Origin of the sequence: Flavobacterium pectinovorum, from assembly GCF_006438875.1 — a bacterium.
Classification (GTDB): domain Bacteria; phylum Bacteroidota; class Bacteroidia; order Flavobacteriales; family Flavobacteriaceae; genus Flavobacterium; species Flavobacterium pectinovorum_A.
On sequence record NZ_RCZH01000013.1, the window covers coordinates 57,807 to 73,403 of the forward strand.

Genomic DNA, 15,597 nt, shown 5'->3' on the forward strand with positions numbered 1-15,597 from the left:
TAATTAAAACTTTTTTTAATAAAAAGTTAGCTTGTATTACGCATTAGTTGGATTACAAAAATCATTTAACACTAATCTTAAATTAAAAATTATGAAAAATTACATTTTACTATTCACACTTATTTTCACAACAATTTCATTTGCACAAACTATCACGTCCAAAAAAGAAGACGCAACACCGGAACAATACGCATTGCTTGAAAAAGTTAACCAATATTATCCGGACATTACTCTAAACAAAACAGTTACAAATTTTTATGCTGACGGAAAAATTATCGATACGCAACAGGAATTCAATTTAGATACTTCTAAATTTTCAAGTTATAAAATTGGAATTGAACCGGATAATAAAAAACTATTATTTGAATATGTATCTGATCAAACCGGAAAAGTTTATGGAGATGTTTCTATTTTTAAGGGAAATGCTTTGAGAACAACTTTCTCAGAAAAAAACAATGAAATAAATGTTGCCTTAAACGGAAAATCTGTTTATCTGAAAAAACTTAAATAATATTTTTCTCTACACAATACAAAAAGCATACACCATAATAGTGTATGCTTTTTTTGATTTATATTTGACAGATATTTTTTAAAATTCTATTTGATGAAAAAGTTTATTTTACTGTTGGCATTTATTTCATTTACAGCATATTCTCAAAATCGTTTTACCGGAACCTGGAGCACTGAAAATTGCAAGGATTGCAGCAAGAAATATATTCTCAAATTAAATATAGCACAATCTGTGAGTCAAGTTTACGGAACTGCCGAAGTTATTAGTGATGATAAAGAGCTAAATTCCGGAGTTATGGAAATTACGGGATATGTTTATGTTTTGGGCGACAGAGCTCAGATTAGAATAAAAGACAAAAGCGGTTTATCTGCAAGTGTAGTTCTTACTGCAAATGACGGCGCAATACAGTTTACTAAAAGAGGCGGATCTGATTTAATCCCGCAAGAAACGATTCTGACGAAGTTATATGATTAGAAAGAGATAAAACACCTTAACCCGTGAGTGCAATTATTTTTAACACATAGAAACATCATAGCATTATTGAACTCAAAAAAGGCGTTTCACTTGCATTAACGCACATAGCTATGTGTTAGAAACGAGTTTCTTTTTGATTTACTTTTTCCGAACACATAAAATCTATGTTACTATGTGTTTAATTAAATTTTTATGCATTACATCCAACGGGTAACACCTTAATACTATTTCTCTCGAATCAATTTCTCCAATCTGTCAATCATTTCCTTTTGCTGCTCAAGCATACGCTCGTAAAGCTCGACCATTTTATCTAAAGGATTGAAGGTAGGCTGATTATTAAAAAAAGCTGGTTGTTGGCAATTATCAAAAGAGGCATTGTTTGAAATTATATTTATAGCTTGTTCTTCATCAAAATTCTTTATAGCATCTGCAGGCACTTTCAGGATTTTAGCAACCTGATCTAAAATATCATTCTCAATCAATTCTTTCTGCTCCAAAACAGAAATTTTCTTCTGATTCCAATCTTCTCCCAATTCAAAAGCAAGAGCTTCTTGTTTTATACCCAGCATTTCACGGAAACGCTTTATATTTCTACCTTGGTGTATTTTCTTGTCTGGCATATTAGTTTGTATCATAAATGCCAAATATAAGATTTTTACCTAGAATAATTAAACCATATTGAAAAGAATACTTTAAAGTAATTCTGCTTAACGGAAAATCCGTTTATTTGAAAAAAAGCAAAATATTTTTCAAATATGAGAAATTTGAGGCATCACCATATTACATGATGCTTTTTATTTGAACGCATATAAATCCGTTATTTGAAATTTAAAAATTTTATTTCTCAATTACGAGAAAATTTAAAGCTGTAAATATTATGAATTTGGATTCGTATAAATCTCATATTTGAAATAAAGTAATTTGTTTTTCAGAATATGAGATTTCTAAATAAGAGATAAATTCAAATATATGTAATTTGAACTATAATTTATAGTATGAATCGCAGTACGTCCAAGAAGATGTTAACAACTTTATTAACAACACATTTCGCCCCTAGTTTTAAACGAAACCAAAAAATCAAAAAATATAAGAACATAAAAAAAGCCCCGTTTTATTGGGGCTTATTTATTTGCTTTATCTATGTCTCTCCTTAGAAAAATAAGGATCGTTAGTACCATCAGGCAGAGCGGTTGTGAGATTATATAAAAAATTCAATTCATCACTGTACATTTCTAAAATATCTACACTAATTCTTTTACCACGTGGAGAATTAGGAGCATCTAAAGACATCTCAGAATTTGGAGGAACATTATTAAAAGTTAACTCCTCTGTTTTATAACATGTACCATCATCAATAATATAACAAATATCAACATAAACTACATCAAGCTTATAAGGAGTATCATTTCTACAAATGATTTTCAAATTCTCAACACCTCCCAAATCAAAATACTTATAATCATTAGTAGAAATCTTAATGTAATCTTTCCAAGAATTTCTAATCTGTTTATTTCTTACAGTTAAATCATGTAAATATCTTTGTTGAGCATCATCCTGCATAACAGAATCCACCTTTTTATTAATACTTAATTGTTCCTCAAAATCGTTATGAGAATCTATAAAAGATAACGAAACAAGAATAATAAGAACCGTTACCAATCCGATCAAAATTTTTATTAAAGTAGTTTTTTTCATAAGCGTGGTTTGTGAGGTTAAATTTACTAAAGATTTCCAAATATAATGCCAATAATTTTAATTTCACTTTGTCAATCGCTATAAAAGAATAAATAATTATACCTTAAAGTATTTCGCCTTTTCATTTTCATTAAATTTGTTAGCATCACTAAAATGAATAATAATGAAAAATGAAATAAACGCACAAGATCTGCAAGACGCTGTAGATATTGCTCAAATGATTACTGGTTTCAAATGTGAAAGTAGTACATCGCAAATAAATTCAATAGTATATTGCGACATAAGATTTTGTACAGACATAAATGTCAACAAAGAAAAAGAAATAGAAATTGAAGCTTTTGACAGATACTTAGTAAGGAATTATAGCAAAGAAAATGGCTTTTTTCATTTTGAAAGTCCCTTAAAAGCCTTATCTACAATAATTAGAGCATGGCTTATGTGGAAAGATCATTTGCCTACTGATATTAAAAATGAATATTTAGAGAACGCAAGAAAAACTTACGATTCTATTAACAATAATTAATGCATAAGCCTTTGTAAACTAATACAAAGGCTTATCTATTACGTACTCATCAAAATATTGCCTAGCAATATATTTACCTGTTTTTCTATTGTAAATATTAATGTAGTGATAATCAAATCCCACATTTTTACACCAGTTATGTAGATAAAATATTGATTTGCAAAACTCTATTTTTATGGGGAGTACATTTTTATCTTTATTAAATACTGTACAGCTATATGGGGTTGGAGTATTATTAGCCATAAATATTGCTGATTTGTAACTCTATTCCAAAAAGTAGATTCTTAATCTTAAAACCTCCATTTATACAAACAAATGTTGAAATGTCAAATTCTCCTTTTTTGATAATACTTGTACCAACTTCAATATAGTTTACATAAAACCAAAATTCATTAGTTCTTATATCAGTGAAAATAAAAACACTAAGACCATACGGATACGGATTAGTTGTAGTCATTTTTACATAATAATCTCCAAACTGAACAATACTACCGTTATTTTGAACAGGAAAAGACGTAACCAAATCATAACCACTTCTAATGTAGTTCGGGCTTTCACCTTGAAATTCTAACGTATCAACATGAGTACCGTTTCTATAAGTATCATAAAACGCCGTATAGAACTTATTGTCAGATTGAATTGTTCCAAGTTTAATCAAAGAATAAACTCTAGTATCATAAGAATAGCCCGAGCCTTGCGAAAATCTTCCATCCAATCTAAACTGAGGTAATTTATATTCTTTCAAATATCTTAAAGGCTTTTTTTGAAAGTCGCTAAAGTTTGAAATTTCTACACCCGCACCAGCGCTATAAGGAACACCTAGAAACATTTCAGTAAACGCAGTCGCAAAATAATTTTCGGGAATAACATTTAAATCGACATTGCCCAAATCATTAATAATTGACAGCATAGGTAAACTATCATAATTATTAAATCGAACGCCATTAACACGCTTATTTTCAATATATAATGAAACTATGAAAAAAGGTGTTTCAATATCTTTTACAAGATAACCCTGCTCATAATCCAAAATAACTTCCTTTACCTTAACAGCATAAGTATCATCTATGTATTGTATAAAATTCATATTGCTTTATTTTTTTAAATCCACGTTTTATTATATTTTTTATATGTTGCTCGAACCTTAGCTAAATCAGAATCGGAGAGATACTTTAATAGATCATATTTGAGATTTCTAGATCTAGTACAAACCTTGAAATATAAATCTTCCACAACTGGAAAAGTGCCTGGCACTGTTTTAAGTAATCTAACAGCTTTGGCTTCATCTTCAAACCATGCACTGACATTATATATATCAGTATCTAATAAAAAATGATTGTCTTCAACATTAGTACCTAAAGCAATAGCAATTCCCTGAGCAACTGTACCACATCTTTGCATGTCCTTATCACTCAAATTTGGGTACTTCTTTTGAACAGTAGTTATTTTCTTCTTTATGGTAACAGGGTCAGAAGTTCCATTTTCAGCATTATTAACAACAATATCTGTATTGATCTTATTTTTTTGATTTAAAGCTAGAACAGTTCTTATATAGCGTACTAATGGAGGAACTCCAAAAATCAGTACTACTATATATATCCAGTATTTGGAAAAGAAAAGAAGTGCAGAATCTAAGACTGCACCTCTTTTTGTATTTCTACTATTTCTTTGAACAGTCATGAAACTATTTTTTAAATTTTTTGTACAAGAAATAAGCTACTACTATAGCACCACTAACAATAACAGTTGTTTTGTTGTTATTATAAAAAGTTTTGATTTTTTCTAACATTGTATTTTTTATTTGAATTAATAATTTTGTTTAACGCTTGTATCGTTTGTTTAGACTGTAACGGTGTAAACAGTATAAAAAAAAAGCACCACAGGAATAATTAAAGAACTCAGCTTAAATTTATTCTTAGCAGACACTACGACATTTTTTAGATTAAAATCTCCAATCATATCAATAGCGTCCTGTATATGTGAGTTTAAAACTAAACCCGCATCAGTACCGTTTTCATATTTAATAATTGCCCTCGCAAGAGTTACCAAGAACAAAGAATCAACATTTTTAATTTGTTCATCAGGGGCAAGACTTAAAGCCTTACAAACTGATTGAATGTATAATTCTGTATTGTTTTCGGATTTTGGAGCATACTCAGAAATTAACTTTCTGATAGTATTTTTTCCCTTGTCAATGTCATGTATTAAATCTCGAAGCATAGCACGAATACCAAATTTAATATCGGTAAACTGCTCAAAACGACCATCAGTATTGAGTTTTTTAGAAATCTTACCTTTCCAAGTTTCATTTGTAATTATAAGATTGCCCGGATTATTATTTCTAATTCCTCTACTCAAATCCTTTCTACCTAAAAAACTACTCATTTTCAACTTCTTTTATAGGTTCCGGCTTTACAGAATCTGAAAAATCAATTTTCTTAAGTTCGTCATGAACTAATTCAAGACCTTTTACAATGGCTAGAACTACAGCACCATATTTGGCAATTAGTCCTATAATCGAAATAACTCCTTTTAACTTATTCATCAGTTTTTTGTTTTAATTGTTTCTTTTTTTCTAAATACTCTTTTAGTAAATCAACTCCTTCATGAAGAATCAGAGGAAGGAATTTTAATAAGAACCTAAACATTAGTTAGAGCGTACAAAAGTTCCCGCATAACCTCCGTTTTTTGCTTTTGGATTCATAACAAATGCCATTGCATCTATTACAACTTTTCCCGTTGAAGCTTGCATAGTTCCCCAATGAAATTCCTGAGAACCATTTTTAGTATTAGTAAAAGTTACAGCTATAGAGCCTAACCAACCTTTTTCACTAAGTTTCGATTTTGAAGTAGTTACTGCTTTAATAGAAATTAATTCCTTATTAGACAATCTCCACCCAGTAGTTAAATACTGCTCAACACCTGCATTTGGTCCTGTTTTAGGATAGTATTTAGTGGTTTTAGCGCCTGAGTGCTTAACCTTTTGTTGATTTTGATTATTGTTATAACCCTTGTTATTAGAGTTATTACCTTTGTTATTATATGCCATTACTTTATAATGTGTTTAATTAATAATATGAACTCCGCCATTTTTTTGAGAATTATTACCACCGAATCTATAAGAAATACATATAAATAAATCCGATGGTAATTTTTCGGTTTATCGCCTTGCACGACTTCTAGCAGTTCCTTTTTTATGACCGAAAACCCTCCATAGAATAAAGGCTAACAAAGCCAAAGCACCAACAGTAATCCAAGTCTTATACTTTTCATATAAAGATTGCATACCAATTTTTGCTAAGAAAGAAGTAGCATCCTGAGCAGTATCTGTTTTAGCGATTTTTGAAGTTAAATTTTGAGAAAATTTAGCACCCTGAGCATCTGCTATGTCTAAAATAGTTTGTGGAATAACTACAGGAGTAGGTGACACAACTTGATTAATAACGGGAGCCTCTTTAGTAGGTTTCTCAGTAGTCGCAATTCTCACGGCATCTTTAGCAACTGCACCAAAATTACCACTTACTGTATTGATCACGTTTTTAAGAGAAACAACCCTTTTAATTTTTTGTCCGATTTTTTTAAATAGTCCCATCTTTTACACGTGTTTAGTTGTTCTTACTACAAAATTTACAATTGCACCTTGCGACTTGTTTATTTCTAAACCAGTAACATGAACTAAAGGCAATGAAACTCTATTATCTAACCCTTGAATAACTACACCTGCAGAAGTGATATATTGGATTGGGTCAATATCACGACTTAAAGTTTGAAGTTCGAAAGGCAGATATTTAACAACCTGACCGTTATCATATTGATATGATAAATCGCTTACGCTTTCATCAACCGTCATAATAGCCAAATCAAACCCTGCTACGTCAATTTTTTTATTGACCTCCTCAGAAGCAACAGATTTTTGCTCTAAGAAATACAAAACACTTGTAGTCAAAGGTTCTTCAACTCCGTACAAATCATAGCGTTTTGCAGACTTCAAATCTTCAAGTAAGATTTTAATGCTTTCTTTTTCGTCCAAGTAAATACCGCCATCTACAGCCAATTCACATAATGCGATTGTAGCATTATTAGCATCAGATTGAGTATTTTCAGTTCCGTATGTACTAGCCAAAATAAAGTCCTTCAAAAGAATTTTATTAGCAAGAATAACATTCGAACCATTACCACGCTCGATATAGATACTAATCTTCTCGTTCGTTAAAGCTGATAGTTCTAAATCAGTAGCTACAATCAAAGAACCAATAGATTTAGTTACCGTTAATTCTGGAGATTTTAAAACACCAGTTAAAGTTGTAATTTTCATTTGTATAATTTTTAAATTATTAATTTTTGCTCTACAAAGGTTATTACAACTCTAAACCGACGCTCCCTAAAATTCCCTATAACTCCCTATTTTTCCCTAATTTTCCCTATAATATGCCGTATTTAATCAGGTCTTGAACGGTTAAATAGTTCCTTTTTAAAGCTAGAGAATCAATAATTGTTTGATATTCTTTACAAGCCGTTTTATAGCTTAATTCAAGAATATGCATTAACTGGGTCTTAGTTACTTTTTGGCTTGTATTTTGTGTTTTCATGGCTTATAAAAATAAAATTTGATGTTCGTGGAATAATTCAAAATCAAAATCATTAACTATTTTTTCCTTTGTTCTAAATTCATGCAGATAGAAATGCAACTTGTTTTGAAACCATACTAAAAGTTGATTTTCCGTAGTCATGTCTAAATCTTCAAGTAAAAGATTTAATGCAACTATATAAGATATATCCTGATTGTTTGAGTAATATTCTCTAAACAGAGATTTTGCAAGACGTTTTTTAATTGTTGTAGACGACAAAACAACTTTCTTTAAGCGTTTGATTATAGGATTGAATTTTGATATTTGAGATTGTAAATAATCAAAATCAAATAGAGTAATAAGCTTTTCTTTATTAACTTGACTTTTGCCAGTATTCTCACGAAGCTCAAAAAAACCTTTATTTGCAATTTTCAATAATTCATAAAGATTTGCTTTATCAAAAACACCCCAAGTCATTGCCTGACTGATATTTATATCAGCTTTCGAATGTTCATTTAAACCTCTGAAAAACGCAGAATTTAACTGATACTCAAAACGCCATACATTATCATTTTTTAAACCGTTATTTTGGTAATACTCATTTATATATGGTTTTTCGGTTAACTGTAAAGACAGCGTTTTGTTATAACATCGTATTATTTTATCAGATGTTCTTTTCCCAATTTGAAAACCATTAAGTATTGATTTGCCTTTGTAGGTTTCAAAATAGCTTTGCAAATTTTTAGGACGCCCCGAAATAAGATAGTTACCTGAAACAACATTACCGTATAAATTACGATAAGAATTGTTGACATCAGACTTATCAAGGCATATATCCAGTCTATTAATCGACTTAAAAAAATAGTTCGTTTCATCGCAAAAAGCGTTTATAATACCTCTTAAGGCATCGTTAGATAAAGTGTAAAATAGATTGTTTTCGAATTGTAGTTGTGCAAAATCTTCACTCATAATTGCAGAACGAGGTTTTGCTGTGTAAATCCCGATTTTCAAATTTTCAAAATATAGATCGGCTCTAATCTCAAATATTTTAGTACCGTATTCGTATGGTTTCAAACGAAATTTCGAATTCTCGGGAAATTCTCCGTAAGGCTGACCCTCGAGATTAATAATTAAATAGTCAATATTTATAAGAGTAGTTTTTAAATTGTTTCTTTTAATTTTATTTTGGGCTTGATGCCTTTCTTTGTATGAAATCATAGTTTTTTAGTAGGTTTGAGTGAGTTAGTTGCCGTTATACCCTACGGCAACGATTTAAAAAAAATGCTAGAATGATAAATTATCATTATCGTCATCACTTATAAGTAGTATTACTAATAAATGAAAGATTGATATTACAAAAAGTATCATAGCTATAGAGTAGGGGTTTCAAACATTGAAAAATGATATTTCGGTAAATCAGCAACAGTAAATTCTTTTTTCGAAACAGCTTCAGTTATTTTCTTTTCGATTTCAAAAAATTTGCTTCTATAATTAGAAATTTGAGAATTAAAAAAAACATTTATCTGCTGACCAATTTTCGTAATTTCTCTAATGGTAAAATCATGCTGATATTTAAGACCAATCAAATCGACAGTTTCTACAGGATTTTTTGAATACTCGTTTAAATCATGATTTAAACCAGCTAATTCCAAGATTAAATTTTCTCGTTTTTGAATTAAAATTTGAATTGTTGACATATTTTAAGGAATTAAAAGATTGTGTTTAAGAAGTTTTGAAATCAATGTTTTCTGAGAATTGCAGTAAAAAATAAATTCGTGAACGCAAAAAGATTGAGTAACTATAAAACAATCCGTACAAACTCGAATTGTAATTCCTATATTTGATCCACGGATTCTTAGAAATAATGTTTTGAATTTTAAATGAGAAGTTTGGCAGAACGGACGCATTTTTTTTAAGAATGTTTTTGCGCTAAAATTTGTGTGACGCATTTTATTTAATTCTACAAGTAACAGAGTGTAATTCTCTAAAGAAGATCGTTTTAAGGCCATGTGGTAATTGTTAATTAGTTATACCACAAATGAACTATAATTTATATTATGTAAAATAGAATATTTCAGAATCTTCTCTTGTTCAAAGCATTGTTATATTCGTTCAACAAACCTATCATCTATGTAATATTGATTAGCAATTCTAATTTTGAAACCATTTAAAAGAATTTTAGGCTTCTCAATTCAATAATTTTTAGCATTTCTCTAAAATATTTATATTCTCGTAAAGATGCTTTCGTTGTAAGAGTTTATTTTATTATTTTTACATTCGATACTTTAAAAAAATTATCAAAATATATGAATACAATCGCTGAGCATATTGCAGATTTTTTAAAAGAATACCCGCCATTTGATAATTTAACTTTCCAGGAATTATCTGATATTGCAACCAATATCCGTGTTCTCAATTTAGAAAAACATGCGGTATTATTTCAAAACAATGATTTACTTCACGACAGTTTTTATGTTGTAGCTTCTGGTATCATAAATTTAACAACAATTGCTGATGCTGAAGAAACGATCATAAACAAGTGTCACGAAGGTGATATTTTTGGTCTTCGTCCATTTTTTGCTAAAAATAACTACATGATGACGGCTAAAGCCCGTGAAGAAAGTATTATTTATGCAATTCCTATTGCTGTTTTCAGACCTTTTGTGGCTAATAATTCAGATGTTTTGAACTTTTTATTAGAAAGTTTTGCCACAAATTCAAGACATACAAAAGATAGCGTTAGTTCTAACGGAAAAATGATTTCTGATACTTCATTCTATGTAGATCAGCAATCAGAAATGCAATACATCCAATCTTTAAATTATAATAATTCGCCTTTAACGACCGAAGCAAATCATATTGTTAAAGATGTTGCGATATTGATGACTGATTCTATGGTTGACAATATCATTGTATGCGAAAAAAATCGCCCAATTGGTATTGTAACCGCTACAGATTTAGCTTCTAAGATAGCGACAGGACGTTATCCTATTACAGAAACGATTGACAAAATCATGTCATCGCCTGTTGTTACAGTAATTGAAAATGTTTCTCTTGCTGAGGCGCAATTATTAATGCTAAAATATAATGTGACGCATTTATGTGTTACAAAAGACGGTACAAATAAATCTGCTGTAAAAGGAATTATTTCTGAGCATGATTTAATTGTGGCTCAAGCCAGTAACCCCGGGGTTTTAATTAAAGAAATTAAGCGTTCTCAGTTACCTAAAGATTTAAAACAAATACGTGATCGCTTGTCTGATTTGATTCAGAACTCGATCCAGAAAAATATTCCGATTTCGCATATTAGTAATATTGTTAGCGAAATTAACCTGGCAATAATTAAACGTGCGGTTGAATTATCAATTTTAGATCTAGGCTCACCTCCTGCTCGTTTTGCATGGTTAAGTATTGGTAGTCAAGGTCGTAAAGAACAACTTTTATTGACAGATCAGGATAGTATTTTGATTTTTGAAGATGTTGCTCCGGAAAAATACAGAGAAGTAAAAGATTACTTCCTGAGATTGGCAAAAAGAGCTACATCCATACTTGAAAAAGTGGGTTATGAATTTTGTCCAAACGGACATATGGGAAGTAATATGCTTTGGTGTAAGTCATTGACTGACTGGACAAAACAATACAACAGCTGGATGAATACTCCAGGTGAAAACAGTAATGATCTGAGCAGTATTTTCTTTGATTATGAGATTGTTTTTGGAGAACCAAAAATTGAAGAAGTCATTGAAAATGTCATATTCAAAAATGCTGTTAACAATACTTTATTCTTTGACTTTTTAGGTAATGATGCTTTGAAAAAGAACTCTCCTTTGAGTTTTTTCAAAAAATTCATTATTGAAGAAGAAGGTCCTGAAAAAGGAAAATTTGATATTAAAACCCGTGCATTAATGCCTTTGATTGATGGCGCACGTTTGTTAATTTTGAATTCAAATATTAAAGGAATCAAGAATACTTATTTAAGATTCAAACAATTAGCAATAACAGATTCTAAAAATGCAGAAATATATTTAAGCTGTGCCGAAGCTTTTTTAACTTTGTCTAAATTTAGAACTGTTGAAGGATTAAAAAATGACGATTCCGGGCAATATATAAATTTGAGAGAAATGTCTAAAACAGACAAAGAGAAGTTAAAAAATGCTTTGACACCAATGAAAGATCTTGAGGAATTAATTAAGAGTAAATTTCAATTGACCCAATTCTCATAAAATATGCTAGACTGGATTAAAAATATCAATAAGGAATATCCGGATTTCTGGAAAGATTACCTGACTAAATTCGAAACTAAACCTAACAGATTTGTAGTCTTATCGACTGAAACTTCTGGGTTAAACCCGAATAAAGATGTGATTTTGTCTTTAGGAGCTTTTTCAGTAGTCGATGACGGCATTATAATAAAAGATAATTTTGAAGCCGTTTTGCTACAATACAAATTCCTGCAGGATAACGGGCTTTCGAATGAATTTATCATTGAAAGTAAAATGCTAAAAATGCCTGAACCTGATGCTATAGAAGCTTTGGTGAATTTTATAGGCAATTCGATTTTGGTTGGCCATCATATTAATTTTGATATAGAAATGCTCAATGCTGCTTTAGAGCGTCTGGATTGCGGAAGACTTAAAAACGAAGCTCTTGACGTTGATATGATGTACAGAAAATTAATGGATATTAATGACAAACAATTTTCACTGGACGATTTAACTGAAATATTTAAAATTCCGAAAAGTGATCGAAATTCATCTGCTGAAGATGCGTATAAGATTGCGCTTTTGTTTTTAAAACTAAAATCAAGATTAGGAATAAAATAGAAAGTCTTTGAATCACTTAACAGTTTAATCAAGAAAGTAATTAGAAAAATCCGTTTTTATCAGCGTTTTCGCTTTAGCGAATTAGTAAAATCAGCGTCTAATTTTGACGCGGATTAAACAGATTTACTTCGTAAAAACGCGGATAAAAACGGATTTGATTTGGAATAATTTTATTTTTTAAAAGCATAACTTAACGACATTACCCGATCCCGAAACTTCGGGACGAGATCGCTCAGTCTGACTTTTTTTGATTTTAAAACACAAAAAAGCCTCTTAAATAAGAGGCTTTTTCATTTCTATTTAAACTGAAAACTGAAACTGAAAACTATTTCCCTTTTCTTCTTTTACGTTCTGCTTTAATCATAGACAATTCGCGGCTTGTTTGTCCGGCAACCGAAGTATTTTCTTCTGCACGACGAATCAAGTACGGCATAACATCTTTTACAGGTCCGAAAGGTAAATATTTAGCAACATTATAACCGTTTTCGGCAAGGTTGTAGCTAATATTATCACTCATTCCGTACAATTGCCCAAACCAGATTTTATGATCGTTTTTGGCTATTCCTTTTTCCTGCATCATTTCCATCAATTTATAAGAACTCAATTCGTTGTGAGTTCCTGCAAAAATTGACATAATTTCTAAATGCTCCAACATATAATGAACAGCGGCATCATAATTCACATCTGTCGCTTCTTTAGAAACACAAATTGGCGAAACATAATTTTTCTCTTCTGCTCTTTTGATTTCTTTTTCCATATAAGCGCCACGAACCAATTTCATTCCAATGAAGAAACCTTCGTTTTTGGCCACTTCATGCAATTTTTTCAAATAATCCAAACGATCCCAACGGTACATTTGTAAAGTATTAAAAACAATTGCTTTTTCTTTGTTGTATTTGCGCATCATGTCAGTAACCAAATCATCTGCAGCGTCTTGCATCCAGCTTTCTTCACCATCAATTAATAAAGCTACATCTTTTTTGTGAGCTTCACCGCAAACCTGATCAAAACGAGCTACTACTCTATCCCATTCTGCTTGTTCTGAAGGAGTTAAAGTTTGTTTTTCTCCCAGTTTCTCATACAATTCAAAACGGCCAAAACCTGTAGGTTTAAATACCGCAAACGGAATTGCTAAACGTTCTTTAGCAAATTCAATAGTTTTTAAAGTCATTTCTAGAGCAGCATCAAACTGCTCTTCTTCTTCTTTTCCTTCAACTGAATAATCTAAAACAGATGAAACACCTTTTGTAAACATTTTGTCTACTACTGTAATGCAATCGTCTTCGTTTACACCACCGCAAAAATGGTCAAAAACAGTTGCACGAATTAATCCTTCTACCGGAAGATTTGCTTTAATAGCAAAATTGGTAACAGCAGTTCCTATCCTCACTAAGGGTTGACTGTCGATCATTTTAAAAAGAAAATAAGCTCTGTCAAGTTCCGTATCGCTTTTTAGTGAGAATGCAACTTGAGTGTTATCGAATATTTTTTCCATTTAGGTTGTTTTTTGTGCAAATATAGAGAGAGTTTTGAATATTATTTAGTTAAACAGGGCATATTTTGCATAGAGTATTGTTAAAATAAAGATTCAGTCTCATGTAAAACAGAAGATTTAAAAAACAGACCGTAAGTAATTCATTACAAGGCAAAATATGCTTTTTACAGAAGAAAGAGATTTTGCACTAAAATCCAATAATGTTATTTAATATCATTTTATTTAAAGGGTTTTTAAAACAAATTATAGATAAAGTTTGAATATTATTTAGTTAAAAATGCCTTATTTTGCGCTTTCAATTAACTACAGAAATAATGCAATCAATTCAAGCCAATAATTATAAAGTACATTTTAACCAAAATGCTTACGAAGCTTTAAATATTCATTTAAAAGAAAATAAATATTCTAATTTGTTTATTATAGTTGATAATGAAACAAATGAACATTGTTTGCCCATATTTTTGCCATTATTGGAAACCGATTTAACGATCGAAATCATTGAATTTGAGTCTGGTGAAGTCAATAAAAATATTGAAACCTGTATTGAAATCTGGAATGTATTAACAGAACTTGGCGCAGATAGAAAATCACTGGTAATTAATCTTGGTGGCGGTGTTGTTACGGATTTAGGCGGATTTGTAGCTTCTACTTTTAAACGAGGTGTTGATTTTATAAATATTCCTACTACTCTATTATCTATGGTTGATGCTTCTGTTGGAGGAAAAACCGGCGTAGATTTAGGAAATCTTAAAAATCAAATTGGCGTTATCAATGTTCCTCAAATGGTTTTAATTGATACAGAATATCTTAATACTTTACCGCAAAGCGAAATGCGTTCCGGTCTTGCAGAAATGCTAAAACACGGTTTAATCTATGATTCTGCCTATTGGAAACAATTTTTAGACCTGAAAGCAATTGATTTTGCTGATTTTGATGCGTTAATTTATCGCTCTGTCGAAATTAAAAACGAAATTGTAGTACAAGATCCAACGGAGAAAAACATTCGTAAAGCCTTAAATTTCGGACATACTTTAGGACATGCTATCGAAAGTTATTTCTTGGAAAGCGAAACTAAGAAGACATTATTACATGGTGAAGCTATTGCGATTGGGATGATACTGGAAAGCTATATTTCACTGCATAAAGGTTTGATTACAGCAAATGAATATGCCGAAATTAAAACAGCCATAAAAAGCATTTATGAGGATGTAAAAGTGGAAGAAAATGACATCGATCCGATCCTTGAATTGCTTATTCACGACAAAAAAAATGAGTACGGTTTGATTCAATTTGCATTAATCGAAGGTATAGGAAAAATAAAAATTAACCAATCCGTTGAAAATAAATTGATTCTAGATGCGTTTCAGGATTATAAATCTTAAACTTTTTTTAATAAAAAGCTTTGCTTTAGGTATATATTATTTTTTACATTTGCCTCAATGAAAACAAACAAAAAACAAAGACAATTCAGCTCCTATAGAAACCGCCTCAATAGTTCTTTACTTAGA

At 30.5% G+C, this 15,597-nt stretch carries 18 protein-coding genes; 6 read left to right on the plus strand and 12 right to left on the minus strand.

Annotated features, from left to right (window positions below):
- Positions 1-91: 91 nt before the first annotated feature.
- Together EAH81_RS18585 and EAH81_RS18590 are read left to right on the plus strand one after the other, a co-directional pair.
- Positions 92-511 (plus strand): hypothetical protein, encoded by a 420-nt coding sequence (locus EAH81_RS18585; protein ID WP_140509940.1) that lies wholly within the window; start codon positions 92-94, stop codon positions 509-511.
- Positions 512-604: 93 nt separating this feature from the next.
- Positions 605-985, plus strand: a complete 381-nt coding sequence (locus EAH81_RS18590; RefSeq protein WP_140509942.1) for a hypothetical protein — start codon at positions 605-607, stop codon at positions 983-985.
- Between the two features lie 224 nt (positions 986-1,209).
- Here the strand turns inward: EAH81_RS18590 and EAH81_RS18595 are convergent, their stop codons facing one another.
- A complete protein-coding gene (locus tag EAH81_RS18595; protein ID WP_140509944.1) occupies positions 1,210-1,620 on the minus strand; it encodes a helix-turn-helix domain-containing protein in 411 nt (136 codons plus the stop codon).
- 499 nt (positions 1,621-2,119) lie between these two features.
- Positions 2,120-2,680 (minus strand): hypothetical protein, encoded by a 561-nt coding sequence (locus EAH81_RS18600; RefSeq protein WP_140509946.1) that lies wholly within the window; start codon positions 2,678-2,680, stop codon positions 2,120-2,122.
- Between the two features lie 163 nt (positions 2,681-2,843).
- Here EAH81_RS18600 and EAH81_RS18605 point away from each other — a divergent pair, with 163 nt between their 5' ends.
- The gene (locus EAH81_RS18605) at positions 2,844-3,203 is read left to right on the plus strand and encodes a hypothetical protein (protein WP_140509948.1); all 360 of its coding nucleotides are present in this window, start codon (positions 2,844-2,846) and stop codon (positions 3,201-3,203) included.
- Positions 3,204-3,438: 235 nt separating this feature from the next.
- On the opposite strand, the gene EAH81_RS18610 is transcribed toward EAH81_RS18605, so the two are convergent.
- The 9 genes from EAH81_RS18610 to EAH81_RS18645 form a co-directional block, all read right to left on the minus strand.
- Entirely contained in the window at positions 3,439-4,290 is an 852-nt protein-coding gene (locus tag EAH81_RS18610) for a hypothetical protein (RefSeq protein ID WP_140509950.1), read from the minus strand.
- Positions 4,291-4,304: 14 nt separating this feature from the next.
- Positions 4,305-4,883 (minus strand): hypothetical protein, encoded by a 579-nt coding sequence (locus EAH81_RS18615; protein WP_140509952.1) that lies wholly within the window; start codon positions 4,881-4,883, stop codon positions 4,305-4,307.
- A 159-nt stretch (positions 4,884-5,042) separates the two neighbouring features.
- Positions 5,043-5,588: a hypothetical protein gene (locus tag EAH81_RS18620; protein WP_140509954.1), complete on the minus strand. Its 546-nt coding sequence runs from the start codon at positions 5,586-5,588 to the stop codon at positions 5,043-5,045.
- Entirely contained in the window at positions 5,581-5,748 is a 168-nt protein-coding gene (locus EAH81_RS27505; RefSeq protein ID WP_161595830.1) for a hypothetical protein, read from the minus strand. Before EAH81_RS27505 ends, EAH81_RS18620 begins: the two co-directional genes overlap by 8 nt.
- Positions 5,749-5,850: 102 nt before the next feature.
- Positions 5,851-6,252, minus strand: coding sequence for a hypothetical protein (locus EAH81_RS18625; protein ID WP_140509956.1), 402 nt, complete (start codon positions 6,250-6,252; stop codon positions 5,851-5,853).
- A gap of 111 nt (positions 6,253-6,363) precedes the next feature.
- On the minus strand, positions 6,364-6,795 hold the full coding sequence (locus tag EAH81_RS18630) for a hypothetical protein (RefSeq protein ID WP_140509958.1): 432 nt from the start codon (positions 6,793-6,795) through the stop codon (positions 6,364-6,366).
- A gap of 3 nt (positions 6,796-6,798) precedes the next feature.
- Positions 6,799-7,518 (minus strand): hypothetical protein, encoded by a 720-nt coding sequence (locus EAH81_RS18635; RefSeq protein ID WP_099712425.1) that lies wholly within the window; start codon positions 7,516-7,518, stop codon positions 6,799-6,801.
- A gap of 277 nt (positions 7,519-7,795) precedes the next feature.
- Positions 7,796-8,845: a hypothetical protein gene (locus EAH81_RS18640; RefSeq protein WP_140509960.1), complete on the minus strand. Its 1,050-nt coding sequence runs from the start codon at positions 8,843-8,845 to the stop codon at positions 7,796-7,798.
- 296 nt (positions 8,846-9,141) lie between these two features.
- Positions 9,142-9,468, minus strand: coding sequence for a hypothetical protein (locus EAH81_RS18645; protein WP_140509962.1), 327 nt, complete (start codon positions 9,466-9,468; stop codon positions 9,142-9,144).
- Between the two features lie 609 nt (positions 9,469-10,077).
- Between EAH81_RS18645 and EAH81_RS18650 the strand changes: the two genes are divergently transcribed.
- Positions 10,078-11,994 carry a DUF294 nucleotidyltransferase-like domain-containing protein gene (locus tag EAH81_RS18650; RefSeq protein ID WP_140509964.1) on the plus strand — a complete coding sequence of 639 codons (1,917 nt, stop codon included), beginning with the start codon at positions 10,078-10,080 and terminating at the stop codon, positions 11,992-11,994.
- Positions 11,995-11,997: 3 nt separating this feature from the next.
- Positions 11,998-12,594 carry a PolC-type DNA polymerase III gene (locus EAH81_RS18655; protein ID WP_140509966.1) on the plus strand — a complete coding sequence of 199 codons (597 nt, stop codon included), beginning with the start codon at positions 11,998-12,000 and terminating at the stop codon, positions 12,592-12,594.
- 325 nt (positions 12,595-12,919) lie between these two features.
- Here EAH81_RS18655 and EAH81_RS18660 read toward each other — a convergent pair whose 3' ends face one another.
- A complete protein-coding gene (locus EAH81_RS18660) occupies positions 12,920-14,089 on the minus strand; it encodes a proline dehydrogenase family protein (protein ID WP_140509968.1) in 1,170 nt (389 codons plus the stop codon).
- 314 nt (positions 14,090-14,403) lie between these two features.
- Here EAH81_RS18660 and aroB point away from each other — a divergent pair, with 314 nt between their 5' ends.
- Entirely contained in the window at positions 14,404-15,471 is a 1,068-nt protein-coding gene (gene aroB, locus EAH81_RS18665) for a 3-dehydroquinate synthase (RefSeq protein WP_140509970.1), read from the plus strand.
- The last annotated feature ends 126 nt before the right edge of the window (positions 15,472-15,597 follow it).